General features: G+C 51.3%; 19 protein-coding genes and 1 riboswitch. Of the genes, 15 read left to right on the forward strand and 4 right to left on the reverse strand.

Going from position 1 to position 22,223, the window contains the following annotated elements:
- Nucleotides 1–230: 230 nt before the first annotated feature.
- The 3 genes from ychF to ppc form a co-directional block, all read right to left on the reverse strand.
- Entirely contained in the window at nucleotides 231–1,322 is a 1,092-nt protein-coding gene (gene ychF / locus ACTHS4_RS10775; RefSeq protein WP_371460525.1) for a redox-regulated ATPase YchF, read from the reverse strand.
- A 124-nt stretch (nucleotides 1,323–1,446) separates the two neighbouring features.
- On the reverse strand, nucleotides 1,447–1,836 hold the full coding sequence (locus ACTHS4_RS10780; protein WP_371460524.1) for a hypothetical protein: 390 nt from the start codon (nucleotides 1,834–1,836) through the stop codon (nucleotides 1,447–1,449).
- Between the two features lie 351 nt (nucleotides 1,837–2,187).
- Complete coding sequence (gene ppc / locus ACTHS4_RS10785) at nucleotides 2,188–4,890, reverse strand: phosphoenolpyruvate carboxylase (protein ID WP_440365928.1); 2,703 nt, start codon at nucleotides 4,888–4,890, stop codon at nucleotides 2,188–2,190.
- Nucleotides 4,891–5,077: 187 nt separating this feature from the next.
- On the opposite strand from ppc, the gene ACTHS4_RS10790 reads away from it, so the two are divergent.
- The 6 genes from ACTHS4_RS10790 (at nucleotide 5,078) to ACTHS4_RS10815 (ending at nucleotide 10,278) form a co-directional block, all read left to right on the forward strand.
- Entirely contained in the window at nucleotides 5,078–5,542 is a 465-nt protein-coding gene (locus ACTHS4_RS10790; RefSeq protein WP_440365929.1) for a cyclic pyranopterin monophosphate synthase MoaC, read from the forward strand.
- Nucleotides 5,543–5,591: 49 nt separating this feature from the next.
- Nucleotides 5,592–6,338 carry a HesA/MoeB/ThiF family protein gene (locus tag ACTHS4_RS10795; RefSeq protein ID WP_210402776.1) on the forward strand — a complete coding sequence of 249 codons (747 nt, stop codon included), beginning with the start codon at nucleotides 5,592–5,594 and terminating at the stop codon, nucleotides 6,336–6,338.
- Between the two features lie 186 nt (nucleotides 6,339–6,524).
- Nucleotides 6,525–6,869 carry a CidA/LrgA family protein gene (locus ACTHS4_RS10800; protein WP_107867797.1) on the forward strand — a complete coding sequence of 115 codons (345 nt, stop codon included), beginning with the start codon at nucleotides 6,525–6,527 and terminating at the stop codon, nucleotides 6,867–6,869.
- Nucleotides 6,869–7,567: an LrgB family protein gene (locus ACTHS4_RS10805; RefSeq protein WP_440365932.1), complete on the forward strand. Its 699-nt coding sequence runs from the start codon at nucleotides 6,869–6,871 to the stop codon at nucleotides 7,565–7,567. The genes ACTHS4_RS10800 and ACTHS4_RS10805 overlap by 1 nt, the downstream gene beginning before the upstream one ends.
- Before the next feature lie 42 nt (nucleotides 7,568–7,609).
- On the forward strand, nucleotides 7,610–8,830 hold the full coding sequence (gene argJ / locus ACTHS4_RS10810; protein WP_137040050.1) for a bifunctional glutamate N-acetyltransferase/amino-acid acetyltransferase ArgJ: 1,221 nt from the start codon (nucleotides 7,610–7,612) through the stop codon (nucleotides 8,828–8,830).
- 77 nt (nucleotides 8,831–8,907) lie between these two features.
- Nucleotides 8,908–10,278, forward strand: a complete 1,371-nt coding sequence (locus ACTHS4_RS10815) for a chloride channel protein (RefSeq protein ID WP_440365933.1) — start codon at nucleotides 8,908–8,910, stop codon at nucleotides 10,276–10,278.
- A gap of 74 nt (nucleotides 10,279–10,352) precedes the next feature.
- On the opposite strand, the gene ubiB is transcribed toward ACTHS4_RS10815, so the two are convergent.
- On the reverse strand, nucleotides 10,353–11,864 hold the full coding sequence (gene ubiB, locus ACTHS4_RS10820; protein WP_440365930.1) for a ubiquinone biosynthesis regulatory protein kinase UbiB: 1,512 nt from the start codon (nucleotides 11,862–11,864) through the stop codon (nucleotides 10,353–10,355).
- A gap of 206 nt (nucleotides 11,865–12,070) precedes the next feature.
- A riboswitch (glycine riboswitch) is annotated at nucleotides 12,071–12,168 on the forward strand.
- A 210-nt stretch (nucleotides 12,169–12,378) separates the two neighbouring features.
- Between ubiB and gcvT the strand changes: the two genes are divergently transcribed.
- From gcvT to ACTHS4_RS10865, 9 genes are all read left to right on the forward strand, one after another.
- Nucleotides 12,379–13,479, forward strand: a complete 1,101-nt coding sequence (gene gcvT / locus ACTHS4_RS10825) for a glycine cleavage system aminomethyltransferase GcvT (protein WP_070826420.1) — start codon at nucleotides 12,379–12,381, stop codon at nucleotides 13,477–13,479.
- On the forward strand, nucleotides 13,448–14,797 hold the full coding sequence (locus ACTHS4_RS10830; protein WP_141761472.1) for a hypothetical protein: 1,350 nt from the start codon (nucleotides 13,448–13,450) through the stop codon (nucleotides 14,795–14,797). Before gcvT ends, ACTHS4_RS10830 begins: the two co-directional genes overlap by 32 nt.
- Before the next feature lie 54 nt (nucleotides 14,798–14,851).
- On the forward strand, nucleotides 14,852–15,238 hold the full coding sequence (gcvH, locus tag ACTHS4_RS10835) for a glycine cleavage system protein GcvH (protein ID WP_141761473.1): 387 nt from the start codon (nucleotides 14,852–14,854) through the stop codon (nucleotides 15,236–15,238).
- Nucleotides 15,239–15,345: 107 nt separating this feature from the next.
- Nucleotides 15,346–15,897, forward strand: coding sequence for a DNA-3-methyladenine glycosylase I (locus ACTHS4_RS10840; protein ID WP_371460522.1), 552 nt, complete (start codon nucleotides 15,346–15,348; stop codon nucleotides 15,895–15,897).
- A 55-nt stretch (nucleotides 15,898–15,952) separates the two neighbouring features.
- Nucleotides 15,953–18,805 (forward strand): aminomethyl-transferring glycine dehydrogenase, encoded by a 2,853-nt coding sequence (gene gcvP, locus ACTHS4_RS10845; protein ID WP_440365931.1) that lies wholly within the window; start codon nucleotides 15,953–15,955, stop codon nucleotides 18,803–18,805.
- Between the two features lie 224 nt (nucleotides 18,806–19,029).
- Nucleotides 19,030–19,839: a bifunctional hydroxymethylpyrimidine kinase/phosphomethylpyrimidine kinase gene (gene thiD, locus ACTHS4_RS10850; protein WP_070826425.1), complete on the forward strand. Its 810-nt coding sequence runs from the start codon at nucleotides 19,030–19,032 to the stop codon at nucleotides 19,837–19,839.
- A gap of 111 nt (nucleotides 19,840–19,950) precedes the next feature.
- Complete coding sequence (locus ACTHS4_RS10855) at nucleotides 19,951–20,370, forward strand: OsmC family protein (RefSeq protein WP_003684499.1); 420 nt, start codon at nucleotides 19,951–19,953, stop codon at nucleotides 20,368–20,370.
- A 261-nt stretch (nucleotides 20,371–20,631) separates the two neighbouring features.
- The gene (locus ACTHS4_RS10860) at nucleotides 20,632–21,345 is read left to right on the forward strand and encodes a GntR family transcriptional regulator (protein ID WP_070826426.1); all 714 of its coding nucleotides are present in this window, start codon (nucleotides 20,632–20,634) and stop codon (nucleotides 21,343–21,345) included.
- 72 nt (nucleotides 21,346–21,417) lie between these two features.
- Nucleotides 21,418–22,197 carry a DeoR/GlpR family DNA-binding transcription regulator gene (locus ACTHS4_RS10865; protein WP_004519551.1) on the forward strand — a complete coding sequence of 260 codons (780 nt, stop codon included), beginning with the start codon at nucleotides 21,418–21,420 and terminating at the stop codon, nucleotides 22,195–22,197.
- Nucleotides 22,198–22,223 lie beyond the last annotated feature (26 nt).

Raw genomic sequence — 22,223 nt, forward strand, 5'->3', positions numbered from 1 at the left:
AAGGTGCTCATGGAAAATCCCCTAAATGTCTTGGTGGGAATTTAGGGGATTTTGGGGAATTTTGCAAAGGTCTCGGGAGATTTTAAGAGAGAAAAATTACGGGCCATGCCGCATTTATTATGGAGATGATGTCTTGTTTTGTTGATATTTCAAGACGTGAGGCCGTCTGAAAATAAATTCAGACGGCCTTAATCTTAGAAAAGGCCGTCTGAAAAAGCGTTTTACCGGGTTTATACGTTAAACAAGAAGTGCATCACATCGCCGTCTTGTACGACGTATTCTTTGCCTTCCACACGCATTTTGCCTGCTTCTTTGGCTTTGGCTTCGCCGCCTAAAGAGATGAAGTCTTCGTAGGCGATAACTTGGGCACGGATGAAGCCGCGCTCAAAGTCGGTGTGAATCACGCCGGCGGCTTGTGGCGCAGTGTCGCCTTTGTGGATGGTCCAAGCGCGGACTTCTTTGATACCGGCGGTAAAGTAGGTTTGCAGGCCCAAGAGGTCGTAGCCGGCACGAATCAGGCGGTTCAGGCCCGGTTCTTCCAAGCCCATTTCAGCGAGGAATTCGGCTTTTTCGTCGTCTTCCAATTCGGCGATTTCGCTTTCCATTGCAGCGCAAACGGCAACGACGGGGGCGTTTTCTTTTGCAGCCAATTCTTTCAGGCGGTCAAGGTGCGGATTGTTTTCAAAACCGTCTTCAGCAACGTTGCCGACATACATGGCGGGTTTGGCGGTGAGTAGGAACAGCGGTTTGAGCATGGCAAGTTCTTCCGCGTCCAAACCGAAGGAGCGGACGGGCTTGCCTTCGTCCAGATGCGGCAGCAGTTTTTTGCACAGCTCGACCAGTTTTTGCGCGTCTTTGTCGCCTGAGCGGGCGCGTTTTTCTTCGCGGACGATGGCTTTTTCGACGCTGGCGAGGTCGGCAAGCGCTAGTTCGGTGCCGATGGTTTCGATGTCGGCAATTGGATCGACTTTGCCGGAAACGTGGACGATGTTGTCGTCGTCAAAGCAGCGCACGACGTTCACGATGGCGTCGGTTTCGCGGATGTTGGCAAGGAACTGGTTGCCCAAGCCTTCGCCTTTGCTTGCGCCTGCAACCAAACCGGCAATGTCGACGAACTCGACGATGGCAGGCTGCATTTTTTGCGGGTTGACGATTTTCGCCAGCTCCGCCATGCGCGGGTCGGGCACTTCGACGATGCCGACGTTGGGTTCGATGGTGCAGAAGGGATAGTTCGCCGCTTCGATGCCCGATTGGGTCAGCGCGTTAAAGAGGGTGGATTTGCCGACGTTGGGCAAACCGACGATGCCGCATTTCAAGCTCATGGTTTTTCCTGAAAAGATAAAAGTTTAACGGCGGATTATAGCATATTGTGGAGGTACTCAACACAGCCGCAATGCTGGTGTGTTCTTATGATAAAAGGCCGTTTGAAAAAAGAGGGGCAGGCATTCAACTTATTGTTCTTCCGAAGAATGAGTAAATGAATAAAGCCGTTAAATAAAACAATTTTTCGGACAGGAGGCTTAAGATCAAACCTGAAAGAATGCCCAGTACCCAATAAATCATCTGCCGGTATTTCGGGTCGGATGCGGTACGCAACATTTTAAAATACAAAACCAGACAGCCGAACATGCAGATTGTTTGAAACAGAATGAGGGGGAGGCTGTCAATGGCTTCGGAAATCGAACCATAAAGGATGATTGTCCCTATGCGTATGCATAAATAAATTAAAGCTGAGCCTGCAGCCGAACTCCCAAAAGGGACGGGCGTGTCGGATGAGTCGGGTATTTTGTGGGGCTGAAGCCTGCCAAATAACAATATAAATACAATGTCAAACATATTGATAGTTGCCTTGGTGTGAGATGTTTTTGTTTTTCAGACGGCCTCAGGGTTGTCTGAAAGTTTATTGTACGGCGATATGCGATGGTGCCGCAGTAAGGTATGTCAGTAGGTCGACCATCCACCATGCTGAAGCGGTTGTTATGCTTCAGTGAACATATTGATTTGGCAGAGGGTTATCTGCTATTTCTCCAAATAGTCTGAAATACAGGGTAAGTTAAATGAATAGGGTCAGAGTGGCAAGCAGGTTGAGAAACAGTATGAAGCTTGTGGGTAAAACCTTTGCCGCGGTTCGCAGTTAGTTTAAAGGCCGTCTGAAAAACTGTTTCAGACGGCCTTTTCCGTGCTGCCTTAACCGGTATTACGCAAACCTTGCGCTACGCCGTTGATGGTCAGGTGAACCATCAGCAGGGCGTGCGGATTGTCGGGCTCTTTGCGCAGGCGTTTGAGCATGGCGACTTGCAGGCCGTTGAGGGCGTTCAGGTATGGAATCCTCAAGGCAAGCGAACGGGCGAGGCTGCGGTTGTCGCGCAGGAGCTCTTCGGTTTGCAGCAAGTCGAGCAGTGCTTTGCGGCTGCGTTGGTATTCTTCCTTGATCATGCTGAAGATGACTTTTGCTTTATCGGGCGATTCGCTCAAGCCGGCATAGTTTTCCGCCAAGGTGATGTCGGTTTTCGCCATCACTTGTTCCATATTGGAGAGCATGGCTTGGAAGAACGGGTTGCTTTGGGCATGTTCGTGCAGGGCGGCCAGTGTGTCGGGATTGCCTTCGCACAAGGTTTCCACTGCGCTGCCGAAACCGTACCAAGCCGGCAGCATGAGGCGGTTTTGCATCCATGAGAATACCCACGGAATTGCACGCAAGTCTTGAATCCGCGCCAAGGTTTTGCGGCTGGCGGGACGGCTGCCGAGGTTGAGGGTGGCGATTTCCTGAATCGGGCTGGTTTGCAGGAAGTAGTCGATGAAGTCGGGGTGGGTAATTAGTTCGCGGTAGTATTTGAACGATACGTCCGACAAATCCTGCATCAGTTTGGCATCAGGGTCTTTTTTATCCGGCAGGATGCTGGCTTCCAAAGTCGCGGCAACCAAGGTTTCCAAGTTGCGTTGGGCATTGCCCGGGTCGGCGTATTTGGCGGTAATGACTTCGCCTTGCTCGGTAATGCGGATTTGTCCGGCTACGCTGCCTGCAGGTTGCGCCAAAATGGCTTGGTAAGAAGGGCCGCCGCCGCGGCCTACGCTGCCGCCGCGGCCGTGGAACAGGCGCATGCGGACATCGTATTTTTTGAAGAGTTCGACCAAGCCCAACTCTGCCTGATACAGACACCATGAGCTGGTAACGTAGCCGCCGTCTTTGTTGGAGTCGGAGTAGCCGAGCATGATTTCTTGGATGTTGCCGCGGCTTTCGAGCAGGGCATCATACCAGTCGAGGCGGAACATGGTTTCCATGACCGGGCAGGCGTTTTCGAGCGCTTCGATGGTTTCAAACAGAGGCACGATATTGATGCGGCTGCGCGGTTTGCCGTTTTCAACCGTCAACAGGCCGCTTTCTTTCAGCAGCAATGCCAAGGCGAGCAGGTCGCTGGGTTGTTCGCAGTTGGAAATAATGCTTTGCGTCACGGCATCTTCGCCGAATTCATCTTTGATTTTGCGCGCTTCGTTGAAAATCGCCAGTTCGTGGCGGGTATGGTCGCTGTATGTGATAAACGGGCTGTACAGCGGACGTTGATGGCTCAATTCGCGCAACAGGGCGGCTTGTTTTTGCTCTTCGTTCAAGCTGTTGTAGTCTTCCAAGCCTGCGTGTTGGAAAAGTTCGGCAACCACATCGGCATGTTTGCCTGCGTGTTGGCGCAGGTCGAGCGGCATCATGTGGAAACCGAACACGGACACGCTGCGGATAATGTCGGCCAGACGGCCTTCCGCCAGCAGTTGGCTGCCGTTTTCGTGGAGCGAGCGTTGCAGTTTTTTCAGGTCGTTGAGGAACTCTTCGACTGTGGCATAAGGCTCGAGGAAGCCGAATTTGCAGCCCATGCCCAAACCGAGTGAGCGTGCCTTGCCCATAGCGCGTGCCATGATGTAGGCGATGGCACGGCGGTAGGGTTCTTCGGTACGGGCGATTTCTTCGTCAGGCGAGAGGGCGGCCAGTGCCATCACGTCGTCGTTGACTTTGACGCGGCGGATGGAGAGCGGCAGTTCGCGGTAGAGTTTGTCGAGTTCGCCGCGATAGAAACGGAACACTGCGTCGGCATGCCGTCTGAACGCAAAACGCAAGGTTTCGGCAGAAACGAACGGGTTGCCGTCGCGGTCACCGCCGATCCAGCCGCCGATTTTGAGGATATTCGGAACGCGGACGCCGGGATAGGCCGTCTGAAAATCGCGTTCCATTGTGCGGTAGAGCTTGGGCAGGGCTTCAAAGAAGCTCATTGGGAAGATGGATACACCGTTGTTGATTTCGTCGTTGACGCTAAGTTTGTGGCGGCGCGTTTCGCTGGTCTGCCACAAGCCCAAAAGCACGGTGTCGATTTCGCGGCGCAACTGAGCCAGCGCATCAGGATTAGTGCAGCGTTCGCGTTGCGGCAGCAGCGCGCGGATGCGGCGGTTGAAGCTCAAGACGGTTTGGCGTTGCACTTCGGTCGGGTGCGCGGTCAAAACGGCGGTAACGACTGTGTTGTCCAGTTGTTGTTGCAACGCTTTGCCGTTGACTTTTCCGGCTTTGAGCTTGCGCACGGTTTCCGTCAGGCTGCCTTCGGCACTGTTGTGTCCGGCCTCTTCGTGGATTTGGCGGCGGCGTTCGTGGTGCACGTCTTCGGCGATGTTCAAAATCTGTGCGAACAGGCCGCAGGCCAAGGTTAAATCGTGAGTTTGTTGTTCATCTAATTGCGGCAACACCTTTTCAATCAAGGCAGCGCTGTCGTCTGAAGTCGATAATAACTTAACGGTTTCGACCACCAAAGGCGACGCTTCCTCATGCAGCAGATTGAAAAGAGACTGTTTTAAAAATTCCGCATCCGCTGCCAAAGCGGCATCTTTGGGATTGTTTAAGATATGCAGTTGCATGATTTTTCTCTTATTTAAATGTTAATTTGGGTTTGTCCTGAATCCATTGTATAGCAAATTTTTGTAAACTGCCAATGCTGCCGTCCGATACATTTCAAACCGGAAAACAGCCGTCCGTATCCGCCGCGTGGCCGGTGTCTGTAAAATGCCGTAAAATATTGCCCATCAAAACAGAGGCGAGAAACCCATGATTGAATTTCCCAACCAGCCCGATTTTCCTGAGCAACACACCGCCATCGCCGTCGGTACCATCAACATGAGCCATCAGGCGATACGGGTGTTGATAGAGAATGCCACCGAAAAGGCAAGTATCCTGACCATCGCCCGCGTTGCCGCCATTCAGAGCATCAAACAGACCTCCAACCTGATTCCGCTGCACCTGCCCGGCCGCATCATCGGCGTGCAGGTTGATTTCGATATTAACGTTGAGTTGGCCTGCCTGAAGGCCACGCTGACCGTCCAAGCGCACAGCAACGGCAGCATTGCCACCGAAGCCCTGACCGGTCTCAATTTGGCGCTCTTGAGCGTTTACGACATGATGAAAGACGTTGACCGCAATATGATGCTCAGCGGCATCCGCCTCGAATCCGAAACCAGCAGCGAAGGCCGTCCTTTCCTGTTTGACAACGCATACGAAAATATTAATTTCTAAACCATTCAGGCCGTCTGAACATTGGGTTTCAGACGGCCTTATTATTATGATGAACGATCAACAACTTTTGCGGTTCAGCCGCCATATCCTGCTTGACGAAATCGGTATCGAAGGCCAAGAAAAACTTTTGGCCACCCATGTGCTTGTTGTCGGTTGCGGCGGGCTGGGTGCGGCGGCCTTGCCGTATCTTGCCGCCGCCGGTATCGGCAGCCTGACAATTGCCGATGCCGATACCATCGACGAGACCAACCTTCAACGCCAAATCACGTTTACCGAAGCCGACATCGGCAAAAACAAGGCTTTGGTCATGCAAGGCCGTCTGAAACAGATCAACAGCCAAACACACATTACAGCCATTGCCGAATTTCTCGATGAGGCCAGGCTTGTCGAATTGGCAAACGCCACCGACATCATTCTTGATTGTTCCGACAATTATCCCACACGCCAAGCGGTCAACCGCGCCGCCGTTGCCACGCGCACGCCTTTGATTTCCGCAGCGGCCGTCGGCTTTGACGGACAAATCGCCGTGTACCGTCCCGATCTTCCCGATACGCCCTGCTATGCCTGCTTGTTTGACGGCGAACAAGCCAGCGACGGTGCTTGTGCATTGTTCGGCGTTTTTTCGCCATTGGTCGGTGTTATCGGAACGACCCAAGCCGTCGAAGCGCTCAAAGTGCTGATCGGTATCGGTACGCCGTCGCACGGCAAACTTTCTACCTACAACGCGTTGAGCGGAAAATGGCAGCAATACGGGGTGAGACACAATCCCGAATGCCCGGTTTGCGGCGGCCGTTAAAGACAAAAAGCAGGGTAGGGGTTTCAATATTGCCTAAGCCAATCCGCTAGAGTAATCATACTTATCTTTCATTAAACTTGAAGGAAGGCGTTTCTTCCCTTTTCAGACGGCCTGTGGCACGATATGATTCAATGATTAATAAATTTTTTGAGGCCGTCTGAAAAAGGATAAGGAGAAACCGGCTTAATGAATATTATTCGTGCCTTATTGGTGGTATTGGGTTGCTTGGCTTTGGGCGAGGCAACCGTTTGGATTTTGGGGTTGAAACTGCCGGGCAGTATTGTCGGCATGGCTTTGCTGTTTGCCGCGCTTCAGGCCGGCTGGGTCAAATTGTCTTGGGTGGGAGAACTGGCAGACATTTTGATGGCAAACCTGACTTTGTTTTTGGTGCCGCCTTGCGTGGCCGTCATCAGCTATTTGGATGTGATTGCAAATGACTGGTTTTCGATTTTGACGGCCACCATCGCCAGTACGGTGTGCGTGTTGTTGGTCACGGGCAAAGTGCATGAGTGGGTCAGGAGGTGGATGTGATGAACATAGACGGGCTGTTGCGTATGCCCTCGGTCATGTTGTTCCTGACTTTGGCCGTGTATGCTTTGGCGGTGCAGGTTCGGGCACGCACGGGGAATGTGCTGTGTAATCCGGTGTTGATCAGTACGCTGGTGTTGATGGGGTATTTGAAGGTATTTGCCATCGATTACGAGCTGTACCATTCTGCTTCTCACTTTATTGATTTTTGGTTGAAACCGGCAGTCGTGTTGCTGGCGGTGCCGCTTTATCGAAATTGGGACCGTATCCGCAGCCAGTGGTTGCCGGTGGTATTGTCGCAGTTGGCGGGCAGCGTAACAGGCATTGTTACGGGCGTGTATTTTGCCAAATGGCTGGGCGCTTCGCGCGAAGTGATTCTGTCGCTGGCTTCCAAATCCGTGACCAACCCGATTGCGATTGAAATCACGGCATCGGTTGGCGGTATTCCGGCGATTACGGCAGCAACGGTGATTATCGCCGGGCTTTTTGGACAGATGGCCGGATATAAAGTGTTGAAAGGGACGTTGTATATGCCTTCTTCAGTGGGAATGTCTTTGGGTACGGCCTCACATGCGATGGGTATTGCGGCGTCTTTGGAATATGGCCGCCGTATGGCCGCATATGCCGGCTTGGGCTTGACGCTCAACGGCGTGTTGACGGCGATATTGGTGCCTATCTTGATTCCCTTATTGGGCGTATAGCGTTTAGGCCGTCTGAAAATAGTGTAAACAGGAGAAAATGATATGGCTGTAAATTTGACTGAAAAACGTGCAGACGAATTGTTGGAAATCGACGGCATCCGTCTGTTTACAGGTCGCGCCGGCATCAAGCAACAAGACCGCGACGATTTGACGCTGATGGTGTTGGGCGGCGGACATACAGTGGGCGCGGTGTTTACGCAAAACCGTTTCTGCGCCGCGCCGGTGCATATCGCCAAGTCGCATCTGTTTGACCAAGACGGCGTGTGTGCCTTAGTCATCAATACGGGTAATGCCAATGCGGGTACCGGCGCACAAGGCCGTCTGGACGCGATTAAAGTGTGTGCGGCGGCGGCGGAACAGGTCGGCTGCCAATCCAATCAAATCATGCCGTTTTCAACTGGCGTGATTTTAGAGCCACTGCCTGTGGATAAAATCGTGGCCGCTTTGCCGCAAGTGCGCCCTGCATTTTGGTCGGATGCGGCGCGTGCCATCATGACGACGGATACTGTACCAAAAGCCGCTTCACGCACAGGTCTGGTCGGCGAGAAACACACAGTCCGCGCTACCGGCATCGCCAAAGGCTCGGGCATGATTCATCCGAACATGGCGACCATGTTGTCGTTTATCGCTACCGATGCCAAAGTGTCCCAACCGATTTTGCAGCTGATGACCCAAGAAATCGCAGATGAAAGTTTCAATACGATTACCGTGGACGGCGATACCAGTACCAACGACAGCTTTGTCATTATGGCGACAGGCCGTTGCGGTCAGAGCGAAATCGACAATACCGCCGATCCGCGCTATGCGCAGCTCAAAGCCTTGCTTGGTTCGCTGGCTTTGGAGTTGGCACAGGCGATTGTCCGTGATGGCGAGGGTGCGACCAAGTTCATCACGGTTGAAGTGCAAAACGCGAAAACCCGCGAAGAGGCGCGAAAAGTGGCTTATGCCGTCGCCCATTCGCCTTTGGTGAAAACCGCTTTCTTTGCCTCCGACCCGAACTTGGGCCGTCTGTTGGCAGCCGTCGGCTATGCCGGTATTGAAGACTTGGACGTCGATGCTTTGAAAATGTGGCTGGATGACGTGTTGGTTGCCGAAAATGGCGGCCGCGCGGAAAGCTATACCGAAGAGGCCGGACAAGCCGTGATGAACCGTCCGGAAATCACCGTCCGCATCGACTTGCAACGCGGCGATACGACGGCAGCCGTCTATACCTGCGATTTGTCGCACGAGTATGTGTCGATTAACGCGGATTACCGTTCTTAAAAACCTTTATCCTTATTTTCAGACGGCCTTTGAGAAAAGTATCAAGGCCGTCTGAACACATTGACTGCGTGTTTATGATGAAATTTCCCCAAACTTGGGCAGCGCGTCTCGCCCACAAAATCCGCCAAACCAAACGCCTGTCGAAAAAGAGCATTGCCTTTCTGTTTTTGCTGGCAGGCTCGGCACTGGTTGCCCTGACGGCTTTGATGTTTGCGTACTTGGCGGATTTGGCTTTGGAATGGAACGCTTTGCTGGTGGGGAAATATCCGTGGTTTGCGTGGGTGGCTTTGCCGCTGGGTTTGCCTCTTTTGGCGTGGTTTACGCGCAGATTTGCGCCGTACACTTCCGGCAGCGGTATTCCGCAGGTCATCGCCTCTTTGTCTTTGCCTTATGGTGCGCAGAAAACCCGTTTGATTCGTTTGGGCGAAACCTTTTTCAAAATTCCGCTGACGTTTTGCGCCATGCTGTTGGGCGCGTCTGTCGGCAGGGAAGGGCCGTCTGTGCAAGTGGGCGCGGCGGTAATGAACGCTTGGGGCGCGTGGTGTAAAAAGCACGGGCTGGCGTTTAGGGGTATGCAGGAAAACGATTTGATTGCCGCAGGTGCGGCCGGCGGTTTGGCGGCGGCGTTTAACGCGCCTTTGGCCGGCGTGGTGTTTGCCATCGAAGAATTGGGGCGTGGCGTGCTTTTACGTTGGGAACGTCAAATCCTGATGGGCGTGTTGGCGGCCGGTTTCATTCAAGTGGCGATACAGGGCAATAACCCGTATTTCTCAGGTTTTCAAGGGCATGAGCTGCCAAACATGCTGATGTGGGCCGCGGTGTCGGGCATAGTCTGCGGCGTGGCCGGTGGATTGTTCGGCAGCTTTTTGTATCGCGGAGCGGCGGTATTCGCACCGGTACGCTGGCGCAGTTTCATCCGCCGCCATTTGTTGGTGGTCGCCTTTGCAATGGGTATTTTTCTGGCATTGCTCGGCACGTTTTATCAAGGTAAAACCTATGGCACGGGCTATCACGAAGCCGCAGCCGCACTCAAAGGCACGTATGAAGCGCCGTTCGGCTTGGCAGTCGCAAAATGGGCGGCAACCGTGTTCAGCTATTGGGCAGGCATTCCCGGCGGCATCTTCACGCCGTCGTTAACCATCGGCGCGATGATAGGTGAACACATGACCTCTTTCGCGCAACTGGGCGACGCGTCCAATGTCGCGGTTTTGCTCTGCATGGCCGCGTTCCTTGCCGCCGCGACCCAATCGCCGTTGACCGCCGCCGTGGTGGTAATGGAAATGACGGGCGGACAGAATTTACTGTTTTGGATGCTGCTGACGTGCATCTTCGCTTCGCAAGTCTCGCGCCAATTCTCGCCGCATCCGTTTTACCACGCTGCAGGTTTGCGCTTCAGACGACATATCGAAGCTGAAAGCGGATATGTTCAGCACGAGAAAAAAGAATAGGTCGGCATATAAAAGGCCGTCTGAAAATTGATTTCAGACGGCCTTTTATATGTCGTTTAACGTTGTATTGCGGTTTACTTAAACAGCAAAATCAGCAGCAAAACAACTGCAATCACACCCAGCCACAGGCTTTGGCGTTGCTGTACTTTGACCAAGTGAACATAGGCATCGCGCATTTCCTGCTGGCGGTTCTCATCAACCAGCGCACTGATTTTGCGCGGCAGGGAAGGGATGATTTGGGCCCAGTCGGGAGCTTCGTTTTTGAGGTTGCGCCAAAGGGCTTTGGGGCCGACCTGTTCGTTCATCCAACGCACCAAAAACGGTTTGGCGGTTTTCCACAAGTCCAAATCGGGATCAAGCTGGCGGCCCAAGCCTTCGATGTTGAGCAGCGTTTTTTGCAGCAATACCAACTGCGGTTGGATTTCGACATTGAAGCGGCGGCTGACTTCAAACAGGCGCATCAGCACCAAGCCGAAGGAAATCTGCGAAATCGGTTTATTGAACACAGGCTCGCATACGGCGCGGACGGCGGCTTCCAATTCTTCCGCACGCGTGTCGGCAGGCACCCAACCCGATTCGATGTGGGCGGTAGCGACGCGGTGGTAATCGCGGTTGAAGAAGGCGAGGAAGTTGATGGCAAGATAGCGCTTGTCGTAATCGGTCAGCGTGCCGACGATGCCGAAGTCAAGGGCGATGTAGCGGTTGTCGGCGGCGACCAAAATGTTGCCGGGGTGCATATCCGCATGGAAAAAGCCGTCGCGGAAAACTTGCGTGAAGAAGATTTCCACGCCGTAATCAGCAAGTTTGTGCAAATCAATGCCGTCGGCTTTGAGTTTGGCAATATCGGATACCGGAGTGCCGTCCATCCATTCGATGGTCAGCACGTCGCTGGTGCAGTAGTCGTAAAACACCTTCGGCACAATCAGCATATCGCTGTTTTGGAAATTGCGACCGAGCTGGCTGGCATTGGCGGCTTCGCGCATCAAATCCAATTCGTCGTGCAGGTATTTGTCAAATTCGGCCACCACTTCGCGCGGCTTCAAACGCTTGCCGTCTGAAAACAAACGTTCCACCCAGCCTGCACCAAAGCGCATCAGCGACAAATCCTGTTCGATAACGGGCAAAAGGTTGGGGCGCAAGACTTTCACGGCGACCTGTTCGCCCGAATGCAGGCGGGCTTTGTGTACCTGGGCGATGGACGCGCTAGCGACAGGCTCTGTTTCAAATTCCGCGTATAAAGTGTCGATGGATTGGCCTAAAGATTTTTCGATTTGCGAGCGCGAAAGCTGCGCGTCAAACGGCGGCACTTTGTCTTGCAGCCTTACCAGTTCGACCGCGTAATCATGCGGAATCAAATCGGGACGCGTGGACAATACCTGTCCGAATTTGATGAAAATCGGCCCCAGGCTTTCCAACGCCAAACGCAGGCGCACGGCAGGCGTCTCGTGTTTGAACTTGGACGACTGCGGCAGCATATTGAGGAAAGTCCGCGCCCAACCCGGACGGACCAGCGAGGCAATCAGCTCGGCAAGGCGGTAGCGGTAGAGCGTGCAGAGGATGGTTTTAATGCGTTTGAGGCGGTTCATGATGGGCGCAGATAAATCGAAAAAACAGAATTATATAGGAAAAACGGGTAAGGGCTTCAGACGGCCTGAGACTTTTGCAAAAACATTTGCCGCATAGCTAACAATTTTATAAGGGCTCAGGTTTTGCCGCCCCAATAAAAAGACGGATATTCACATCATAAATATTCGTCGGCTACTTGCCCAAACTGCCGATTCAAGACATAATCGGGAAATGTGCAGGAGAGTGTTACACCCAACTACAATGTAACCACCGAAGGCGCAGACACCCTTAAATCGCTCAGGTATCAGGGACTGCACATTGAAACAAACAATCTGGAGAGCGGCGTTTGAATAACGTCCACCGAAGGGGAGAAGGCCGTCTGAACCACCATTCAGACAACCGCGCAAAGCAGTGAGCAGACTGGTTTGCCATCATGCGGATACGGCCGAAAATCTCAGGTTCAAGGACAGATAGGGTCATCCGCGCATAGGTGCGCGGGCGGCATCTGAACAAAAAATCCGGAGAAACTTGAGAATGACTGCTCTGAAAACCACCCCATTTCATCAAGCCCATCAAGATGCAGGCGCGAAGCTGGTAGATTTTGCCGGCTGGGAGCTGCCCATCCATTATGGTTCACAAATCGCCGAACACGAAGCCGTGCGCACCGACGCCGGTATGTTTGACGTATCCCATATGCTTGTTACCGACGTAGCAGGAGCAAATGCCAAAGCCTTTTTCCGCAAATTGATTGCCAACGATGTCGCCAAACTCGCTTTTGTCGGCAAAGCCCTTTATTCCGCTTTACTCAACGACAACGGCGGCGTGATTGACGACTTGATCGTTTACCGCACCAATGAAGCCGAAACACAATACCGCATTGTGTCCAACGGCGCGACCCGCGAAAAAGACACCGCCCAGTTCCACAAAGTTGGACAAGAATTCGGCGTCGCCTTCAACCCGCGCTACGACCTCGGCATGCTCGCCGTACAAGGCCCGAAAGCCATCGAAAAACTCCTGACCGTCAAACCCGAATGGGCGGACGTGATTCACGGCCTCAAACCGTTCCAAGGTGCAGACTTGGGCAATGATTGGTTTGTCGCCCGCACCGGCTATACCGGCGAAGACGGCGTCGAAGTGATTCTGCCGGGCACTGAAGCCGTCGCATTCTTCAAAGCCCTGCAAGTAGCAGGCGTACAGCCTTGCGGCCTCGGCGCACGCGACACCCTGCGCATGGAAGCCGGTATGAACCTCTACGGCAACGATATGGACGATAATACCAGCCCGCTCGAAGCAGGCATGGGTTGGACCGTTGACTTGAAAGACGAAAGCCGCGACTTCGTCGGTAAAGCCGCATTGGTGGCATTGAAAGAAAAAGGCGTTACTGTGAAACAGGTTGGTTTATTGCTCGAAAAAGGCGGCATCCTCCGCGCGCATATGGAAGTGTTGACCGATAAAGGCCAAGGCGAAACCACCAGCGGCGTATTCTCTCCAAGCCTGAAACAATCCATCGCCATCGCACGCGTACCGAAAGATTTTGACGGTGATACCGCCAAAGTTCTGATGCGCGGCAAAGAAGTGGACGTACGCGTACTGAAGCTGCCGTTTGTCCGCAACGGACAGAAACAGTTTGATTGAAAATAGTCAGAAGATTTCAGACGACCTTTTTAGAAAATATAGGTCGTCTGAAAACGAGAAGAAGGATTCCATTAAGGTTTCTGAAATGATAAATATAGATAAAATAGATAAAAACTTAAATATCATTTCAAATGCTCTTAAATTAATTACAATTTTTGGAATCGCATTTGGGTTTATAGTTGTTTATACATATATTTCTCATATTAATCAATTGGGGATTTTTGCAAATATAATAAGCCAACCTTATAGCGTTATAGCAATATTGGTCATATTTGGTTTTATCAGTTTTGTATTTTTCATGGCATTGTCTGCTCCGTATCAGTTATCTGCTGTGGCTAATGATGAAGGCGTAATAATAAAACGAAAAAGAGAATACTTGATTTTTTTACTACCTGGTATCGTTCCAATCCTTGGATTTTTAATATGGGTTTACATTGTTTTGTTTGTGTCCAAAGAGCGGTATGATAAAGAACTTGTAGAATACATTATAATTATATCTTCTATTTTTGTACCTGCTGTATCATTTTTAATGTTTTGGTTTTACTCTCGGGGGAATTATTTAAAAAATCTAAAAAGAAAAGATAATTCATTAAAAATTAAGAGATTTAATGGTGTATATTCAATATATTCGTTTTTGAGTTTATTTCTTTATTTTCTAATTGTTTCACTTCTAATATTTTTCGTATTCTTTTTTGTTATTTTGCCCATTACAGGATATTGGATTCAGTATGAAAATTTGCAATGGTGGTTTATAATATTTTCTGTAATAATTTATGGCATTAATGCTTTCGTGGCTACTACTTTTTTGAATAATGAAAAGAATAAAGTTTCAAAAAAATATATTTATTATGTTTTCCCAATATTTTTTTGTTTTTTCTATTGGATTTCAATTATTTTCTTTATAGATGCTTTTCCACAGAGACTATTGTATCCTATTGGATTTGTAGAGCTTCCTAAAGATTCAGCTTGGTATCTGATGCATAATAATTATAAAAGTCAAGAAAATAGTGAAATTAATGGTATTACGAAACAAGCATTGGAAAGTATCAAGAAGAATTTTTCTAAATATACAGATCAGTCGGCAATAGATTTTGATAATGAAAGAAATAAGTGTTTCAAACCAGTAATTAAATATCAAAAGAATGCTTTATATGGATATATGGCATGGAATTTGGGAGATATAAAGATATTTTGTCCTAAATCCGTTCAATTCTATGGCGAAATGAACAAGGATGAGCAGATAATAGAATCTAGGAAATGCTTAGTTCTTGAAGCTGAAATTATCCAGCCTTTGAGTGAGCAATACATTCCTTATTAAAGATAGGTGGTTTCAGTTAACCGTTTTAAACCAAAACCAATGGAGAATCAAACCATGAGCAACAACATCCCAGCCGAACTGAAATACGTTGCCAGCCACGAATGGCTGCGCCTTGAAGACGACGGTACCGTTACCGTCGGCATTACCCACCATGCGCAAGAGCTGTTGGGCGACATCGTGTTCGTCGAGCTACCAGAAGTCGGCGCAAACCTGGCTGCCGAAGAACAAGCCGGTGTGGTTGAATCTGTAAAAGCCGCATCTGACGTGTACGCTCCGATTGCAGGCGAAATCGTTGCCGTCAACGAAGATTTGCCAAGCGCTCCGGAAACTGCCAACAGCGACCCTTACGGCGCAGGCTGGTTCTTCAAAATCAAACCTGCCAACCCTGCCGATTACGACGGTCTGCTGACTGCCGAACAATACGCAGGCGAAGTAGCTTGATTTTTGCAAACATTCAAACAGGTTTTTCATCTGTTTGATATTGCAGGTCTTAGGTCGTCTGAAAAATGCTTTCAGACGGCCTTTGTTTCAATTTTTCCTCAGCAAACATGAATTACTGCGAATTTGTCGACACGCTTCCTGACGATACGGACAACCCCAACAAACATTATCACGACACGCAATACGGTTTTCCGATTGAGGACGACAATGAATTGTTTGAGCGGCTGGTATTGGAAATCAATCAGGCAGGATTGAGTTGGACGTTGATGCTGAAGAAGCAGCAGGCATTTCAGACGGCATTTAAAGGTTTTGACATCGATACGGTCGCCGTATTTGATGAAGCCGATATTGAGCGACTGCTTGCCGATGCAGGCATCGTCCGCAACCGCCTGAAAATCAACGCAGCCATTTATAACGCGCGACAAATCAAACAAATACAGCAAGAATACGGCTCATTTAAAAACTGGCTGGATGCGAACCATCCGCTCGACAAGGCTGAATGGGTGAAGCTGTTTAAAAAACATTTCAAATTTGTCGGCGGCGAAATCGTCAGCGAATTTCTGATGAGTACCGGCTACCTGCCCGGCGCACATGTGGAAACCTGTCCGGTTTATAGGGAAATATTGGCATGTCGTCCAAAGTGGGCGGAGGCCGTCTGAAACAACATCTGCAAGAAAAAACAGTGTTGATATCGATAACACCGAAGGAGTAGAAATGAAACTATCTGAATTGTTCAACCCGAACGAATTTGCCGCGCGCCATTTGAGCTTTGGCGACGAGGCTGCGCTTTTGGAAGCGCTCGGCGAGAAGAGCATGGATGATTTTGTCGGCAATACCGTGCCGCAAAGCATCCGTATGCCGTCCGAACTCGACCTGCCCGAAGCCCTGACCGAGGCGGACGCGTTAGCGAAATTGAAAGGCATTGCGTCGAAAAACGTAATCAACAAGTCCTATATCGGTTTGGGTTATTACCCGACCCGCGTGCCGAACGTGATTTTGCGCAACGTATTGGAAAACCCGGGTTGGTACACTGCCTACACCCCGTATCAGGCGGAGATTGCCCAAGGTCGTTTGGAAGCTTTGTTGAACTTCCAACAAGTGTGTATCGATTTGACCGGTTTTCCTGTGGCAGGCGCGTCTTTGTTGGATGAGGCAACTGCTGCCGCCGAAGCGATGGCGATGGCGCACCGCGTGGGCAAAGTGAAATCCGAGCGTTTCTTTGTGGATGCGCGCGTGTATCCGCAAACTTTGGACGTGATGAAAACCCGTGCCAAATATTTCGGCTTTGAACTGGTGGTCGGTGATTTTGCCCAAGCCGACGATGGCGAATACTTCGGCGCGCTGTTCCAATACGTCGGCAAAGACGGCGACGTACAAGACTTGCAAGACGTTATCGGCCGTCTGAAAGCAAAAGGCACAATCGTGGCTGTTGCCGCTGACATTATGAGCTTGGTTTTGCTGAAGTCTCCGGCTGAATTGGGTGCAGATATTGCCTTGGGCAACACCCAGCGCTTCGGTGTGCCGATGGGCTTCGGCGGTCCGCACGCTGCTTATTTCGCGTTTAAAGACGAGTTCAAACGTTCTGCCCCGGGCCGCATCATCGGCGTATCCAAAGACGCATCAGGCAAACCTGCCTTGCGCATGGCGTTGTCCACCCGTGAGCAACACATCCGCCGCGAAAAAGCGACATCCAATATTTGTACGGCACAAGCATTGCTGGCGAACTTGGCCGGTATGTATGCCGTTTACCATGGCCCTGAAGGCGTGAAACGCATTGCCAACCGCATTCATGCGCTGGCTTCCGCCTTTGCCGATGCGCTGGTTTCAGACGGCCTGAATGTGGTTCACAAAGTCTTCTTCGATACCGTTACCGTCGATTTCGGCAGCAAAGAGAAAGCAGACCAAGTGTTTGCCGCTGCTTTGGAGTCGGGTTACAACCTGCGCCGCGTCAACGATACTCAAGTTGCGGCTGCATTCCATGAAACATCGGCATACGAAGATTTGGTTGATTTGTACCGCGCGTTTACCGGCAAGGATACGTTCGCATTTGCCGATGATGTCAAAGGCCGTCTGAATGCCGAATTGCTGCGTCAAGACGACATTCTGCAACATCCTGTGTTCAACAGTTACCATACCGAACACGAAATGTTGCGCTATCTGAAGAAACTCGAAGACCGCGACTTGGCGATGAACCGCAGCATGATTTCGCTCGGTAGCTGCACCATGAAGCTCAATGCGACTGCGGAAATGTTGCCGATTACTTGGGCAGAGTTTACCGACATCCACCCCTACGCCCCCAAAGACCAAGCCGCAGGCTACCGCGCGCTTTTGACCGACATGGAAAACAGCCTGAAAGCCATCACTGGTTTTGACGCGATTTCCTTCCAGCCCAACTCCGGCGCGCAGGGCGAATACAGCGGCATGCTCTCCATCCGCCGCTATCAAGAAGCCAACAGCGAGGGACACCGCAACATCTGTCTGATTCCCAAATCCGCCCACGGCACCAACCCAGCGACTGCCGCTATGCTGGGTTTGAAAGTCGTCGTTGTCGATACCGACGAACACGGCAACGTCAACATCGACGATTTGAAAGCCAAAGCCGAGCAATACCGCGACGCTTTGTCCGCCATCATGATTACCTATCCGTCCACCCACGGCGTGTACGAAGAAGGCATCCGCGACATCTGCCGCATCATCCATGAAAACGGCGGACAGGTTTACATGGACGGCGCCAACCTCAACGCCCAAATCGGCATCATGCAACCTGCCGAAGTCGGCGCAGACGTGTTGCACATGAACCTGCACAAAACCTTCTGTATCCCTCACGGCGGCGGCGGTCCGGGCGTCGGCCCTATCGGTTTGAAAGCCCACCTTGCCCCGTTTGCACCGGGACACGCTTTGACCGACACCCACAGCGCCAGTGCCGACCAAACCGCCGTTGCTGCTGCGGCCTTCGGTTCTGCGTCCATCCTGCCGATTACTTGGATGTACCTGACCATGATGGGCAAACAAGGCATGGAGCAGGCAACACGCTGGGCATTGCTCAACGCCAACTACGTTGCCAAACGTCTGAGCGAAGACTATCCGATTCTGTATACAGGCAAAAATGGCCGCGTCGCGCACGAATGTATCGTCGACTTGCGTCCGCTCAAAGCCGAAAGCGGCATCACCGAAACCGACATCGCCAAACGCCTGATGGACTATGGCTTCCACGCACCGACGGTTTCCTTCCCTGTTGCCGGTACGCTGATGATCGAGCCGACCGAGAGCGAAAGCAAAGCCGAACTCGACCGCTTCATCGCCGCCTTGAAGCAAATCAAACAGGAAGTGCTGAAAGTCGAGCGCGGCGAATGGCCGAAAGACGACAACCCGCTGGTCAACGCTCCGCATACCGCATCCGACGTAACCGGCGAATGGGCGCATCCGTACTCCCGCGAAGAAGCCGTCTTCCCGCTGCCTTTCGTGCGCGAAAACAAATTCTGGCCGAGCGTCAAACGGGTAGATGAAGTGTATGGCGACCGCAATCTGGTTTGCTCCTGCTTGCCGATTGACGCATACGAAGAATAAGCCTGAATAGGTTTAAAATTGAACAGGCCGTCTGAAAATGAAAATAGTTTTCAGATGGCCTTTTGTTTGTTAAGATATTCCGCCCGAGAACGTACGTTTGTTTTGGGTAAAACAACAGATAAGGCATTCGGAAAGATAGATGGCGCATGCCTTTGTTTGAGGATAAAACCAAACGGCTTCTCATAACGATAAGCAAAAGGCCGTCTGAAAAACAGGAGGACACGATGGACGAACTTTTTATTCAAACGCTGACGATTGCCGGCTCAGATTCCGGCGGCGGCGCGGGCATACAGGCGGATTTGAAGACATTTCAGATGCGCGGCGTGTTCGGCACCAGCGTACTGACCGCGGTTACCGCACAAAATACTTTGGGCGTATCGGCAGTGCATCCGATACCGATCGACATGATTGCCGCGCAAATTGCCGCGATTCAGGAGGATTTCCAAATCCGCGCCTATAAAATCGGCATGCTGGGTACGGCGGAAATCATCGAATGTGTGGCAGAACAAACCGCCGAATGCGATTTCGGCGAACGCGTGTTGGATCCGGTCATGATTGCCAAAGGCGGAGCGCCGTTGTTGGAAAACTCGGCCGTCGAAGCCATGAAACGCCTGCTGCTGCCGCATACGGACGTATTGACCCCCAATCTTCCCGAAGCGCAGGCTTTGACGGGTATTAATATTGAAAACCGCCAAGATGCGGAACGCGCCGCCAAAGTTCTTCAGGATTGGGGTGTGAAAAATGTGGTAATTAAGGGCGGACATCTTGCCGACAGTCAAAGCGAATATTGCACCGACTGGCTGTTTACGCAATATGAAACCATCGAGCTGAACAGCAAACGTTTCCCAACGCCGCATACCCATGGCACGGGCTGCACATTTTCTGCCTGCATCACTGCCGAGTTGGCAAAAGGGTTTAGCGTACCCGAGGCGGTTCAAACGGCAAAAAACTATATTGCCGCCGCCATTTCCTATCCTTTGGGCATCGGGGCAGGGCACGGGCCGGTCAATCATTGGGCGTATCGGGACGAATAATGCGTTTAGGCCAATTGTAATTGATTGTATTTTTCAGACGGCCTGACTAGGTTTATCACTTGAAATTGTTTACAATATCGGATTAATGCTTTTACGGATAAAAAAGACACCATGCAAGTTACCTCAAAATGGATAGACGGAATGTGCTTCGTTGGTACAACGGCAAACGGACACAGCGTTGTGATGGAAGGCGCGGCGGCTGAAGGTGAAGTCAAACGCGGCCCCAGCCCGATGGAAATGCTGTTGTTGGGTGTAGCAGGCTGTTCCAGCATCGATGTCGTGATGATTGCCGAGAAACAACGCCAAAAAATCACCGACTGCCGTGCCGAAGTGACTGCCAAACGCGCCGACACCGCGCCGCGCGTGTTTACCGAAATCCATATCCACTTCAAAGTGTATGGTCGGGGTTTGCAAGAAAGCGCAATTGAACGCGCCGTACAGATGTCTGCCGAAAAATATTGCTCCGCATCGATTATGCTGGGCAAAGCGGCAAAAATGAGCCACAGCTTCGAGATCGTCGAAACAGAATAGGGCGGTTTCAGGGTGGGAGTGTCGGAGCGTGAACCGGCTACCCACAAAAAAAGCAGATATATTCACGCATTAACATGAATATATCTGCTTGCTTTTTATTCCTTTTTTTCTCTCTCTATCAGCCTTTATAACTTGGCTTGTTGATCTCATTGTGCAAGTTTCGTTTAACATTGTCAACAATTTTTAATTATATTTTAAACACCCCCGAAAGCTGCAGGTTTGTAAACGCTTGTGCCTTAATACGGATACTGGGGAAACATTATGGATTACGAAAATAATACCAACGTTGCGCCTGCAACTTCATCGCTTATTTTGGAAGAGCGTCACGATTCGGAACTCTTCCGCGTGTACGCATTGATTTTGGACGGCATTACCGACCATCTGCTGTTGCCGGGCAAAAAACTGACCGAGTCCGAGCTTTGCCGGCAAATGGTTTGCTCGCGTAATACCGTGCGTAGCGCATTATCGCTTTTGGCGCACGATAAAATCGTCGATTTGCAGCCCAACCGCGGCGCATTTGTCCATGTGCCGGACTTGAAAGAAATGAAAGACGTGTTCAACACGCGTATCGAAATGGAAAGCATGATTTTGAGCGTCCTCATCGATATGCCTGATTTGGAAACGCGTCTGCAACCGCTTTACGCCATGATTGAGCAAGAGGGTGCAGCTTCCGAAAGCGGCGACCGAGTGGGTTGGAACCGTCTGTCCAATGCCTTCCATGTCGAATTGGCGCGGCTGCTGGACAACGATGTCCTGTTTGAAATCATGAATACCTTGTGCGCACGTTCTTCATTGATTGTGGCTGTTTCCGATCCGCTTCGCAAAGAAAAGCGCAACATCGATTCCAATTCGCACCATGAACACCGAGAAATCCTCGATTTGTTGCTGGCAGGCAAGCGCAACCGTGTGACCAAAGTCATGCGCCGCCACTTGGGCGCGTGCATGGAACGCTTGGAACAAAAACTCGAGATGTAATCGGTTTGACAATAAAAAGGCCGTCTGAAATATTCAGACGGCCATTGGTTTATCCCTACAAAGCGAAACGCTATGAAACCCAAAATCCAAAGACACGAACATATCCTCACCCTTGTCCGCGAACATAACTTCATGACGGTGGAAGAGTTGGCGGCGAATTTGGATGTTACGCCACAAACCATACGCCGCGATGTGCAGGAGTTGAGCGAAACCGGACAGCTCAAACGCTATCACGGCGGCGCATCTTTGGGCGATGTTTCAGTCGTAACGGCAGGGCAGGAGCGGCGCAACCATCAGCAGCAGGAAAAAAACGCCATTGCCCGATTGATTGCTTCCACCATTCCCGATAATGCCTCGCTGTTTATCAGCATCGGCACCACCATGGAAGCCGTCGCCGCCGAATTGGTCAGACAGCGTAAAAACCTGCGGATTATCACCAACAATATTTACGCCGCCTCCATCACTGCGGCGCGTACCGATTACACGGTCATCATCGCTTCCGGCGTGGTCCGCCCCTTGGATGGCGGTATTACCGGCGTGGCGACCGTCGATTTCATCAACCAATTTAAAGTCGACTATGCCATCATGAGTACCCACGGCATAGAAAACGACGGCTCGCTTTTGGATGACGATTACAAGGAAGTCAGCGTCATGCAGGCGATGGTGAACAATGCCCGCGTGCGCTATCTCGGCGTCGACCACAGCAAGTTCAACAGCAATGCCTTGGTTAGATTGGGCGATATCGGCGCATTCGATAAGCTGTTTACCGACCGCACACCATCCGCCGCCATGCAGAAAACCCTAAACGAGCGCGGCGTAGCGTGGCAGGTTGCCGACCCTGTATCAAAGTAGCCAAGTCGGGTACAATTGAGCCATCA

Origin of the sequence: Neisseria sp. P0014.S009 (assembly GCF_051958155.1) — a bacterium.
GTDB lineage: Bacteria > Pseudomonadota > Gammaproteobacteria > Burkholderiales > Neisseriaceae > Neisseria > Neisseria flavescens_C.

Excerpts from the sequence above, each read along its gene's own strand:
- ACTHS4_RS10795 (WP_210402776.1), top strand. The coding sequence starts at position 5,592 with ATGAACGATCAACAACTTTTGCGGTTCAGCCGCCATATCCTGCTTGAC.
- ACTHS4_RS10855 (WP_003684499.1), top strand. The coding sequence starts at position 19,951 with ATGCAAGTTACCTCAAAATGGATAGACGGAATGTGCTTCGTTGGTACA.
- ACTHS4_RS10815 (WP_440365933.1), top strand. The coding sequence starts at position 8,908 with ATGAAATTTCCCCAAACTTGGGCAGCGCGTCTCGCCCACAAAATCCGC.
- ACTHS4_RS10840 (WP_371460522.1), top strand. The coding sequence starts at position 15,346 with ATGAATTACTGCGAATTTGTCGACACGCTTCCTGACGATACGGACAAC.
- gcvP (WP_440365931.1), top strand. The coding sequence starts at position 15,953 with ATGAAACTATCTGAATTGTTCAACCCGAACGAATTTGCCGCGCGCCAT.
- ychF (WP_371460525.1), bottom strand. The coding sequence starts at position 1,322 with ATGAGCTTGAAATGCGGCATCGTCGGTTTGCCCAACGTCGGCAAATCC.
- ACTHS4_RS10865 (WP_004519551.1), top strand. The coding sequence starts at position 21,418 with ATGAAACCCAAAATCCAAAGACACGAACATATCCTCACCCTTGTCCGC.
- gcvT (WP_070826420.1), top strand. The coding sequence starts at position 12,379 with ATGACTGCTCTGAAAACCACCCCATTTCATCAAGCCCATCAAGATGCA.
- ACTHS4_RS10780 (WP_371460524.1), bottom strand. The coding sequence starts at position 1,836 with ATGTTTGACATTGTATTTATATTGTTATTTGGCAGGCTTCAGCCCCAC.
- ACTHS4_RS10800 (WP_107867797.1), top strand. The coding sequence starts at position 6,525 with ATGAATATTATTCGTGCCTTATTGGTGGTATTGGGTTGCTTGGCTTTG.
- gcvH (WP_141761473.1), top strand. The coding sequence starts at position 14,852 with ATGAGCAACAACATCCCAGCCGAACTGAAATACGTTGCCAGCCACGAA.
- ACTHS4_RS10860 (WP_070826426.1), top strand. The coding sequence starts at position 20,632 with ATGGATTACGAAAATAATACCAACGTTGCGCCTGCAACTTCATCGCTT.
- ubiB (WP_440365930.1), bottom strand. The coding sequence starts at position 11,864 with ATGAACCGCCTCAAACGCATTAAAACCATCCTCTGCACGCTCTACCGC.
- ACTHS4_RS10790 (WP_440365929.1), top strand. The coding sequence starts at position 5,078 with ATGATTGAATTTCCCAACCAGCCCGATTTTCCTGAGCAACACACCGCC.
- ppc (WP_440365928.1), bottom strand. The coding sequence starts at position 4,890 with ATGCAACTGCATATCTTAAACAATCCCAAAGATGCCGCTTTGGCAGCG.
- ACTHS4_RS10805 (WP_440365932.1), top strand. The coding sequence starts at position 6,869 with ATGAACATAGACGGGCTGTTGCGTATGCCCTCGGTCATGTTGTTCCTG.
- argJ (WP_137040050.1), top strand. The coding sequence starts at position 7,610 with ATGGCTGTAAATTTGACTGAAAAACGTGCAGACGAATTGTTGGAAATC.
- thiD (WP_070826425.1), top strand. The coding sequence starts at position 19,030 with ATGGACGAACTTTTTATTCAAACGCTGACGATTGCCGGCTCAGATTCC.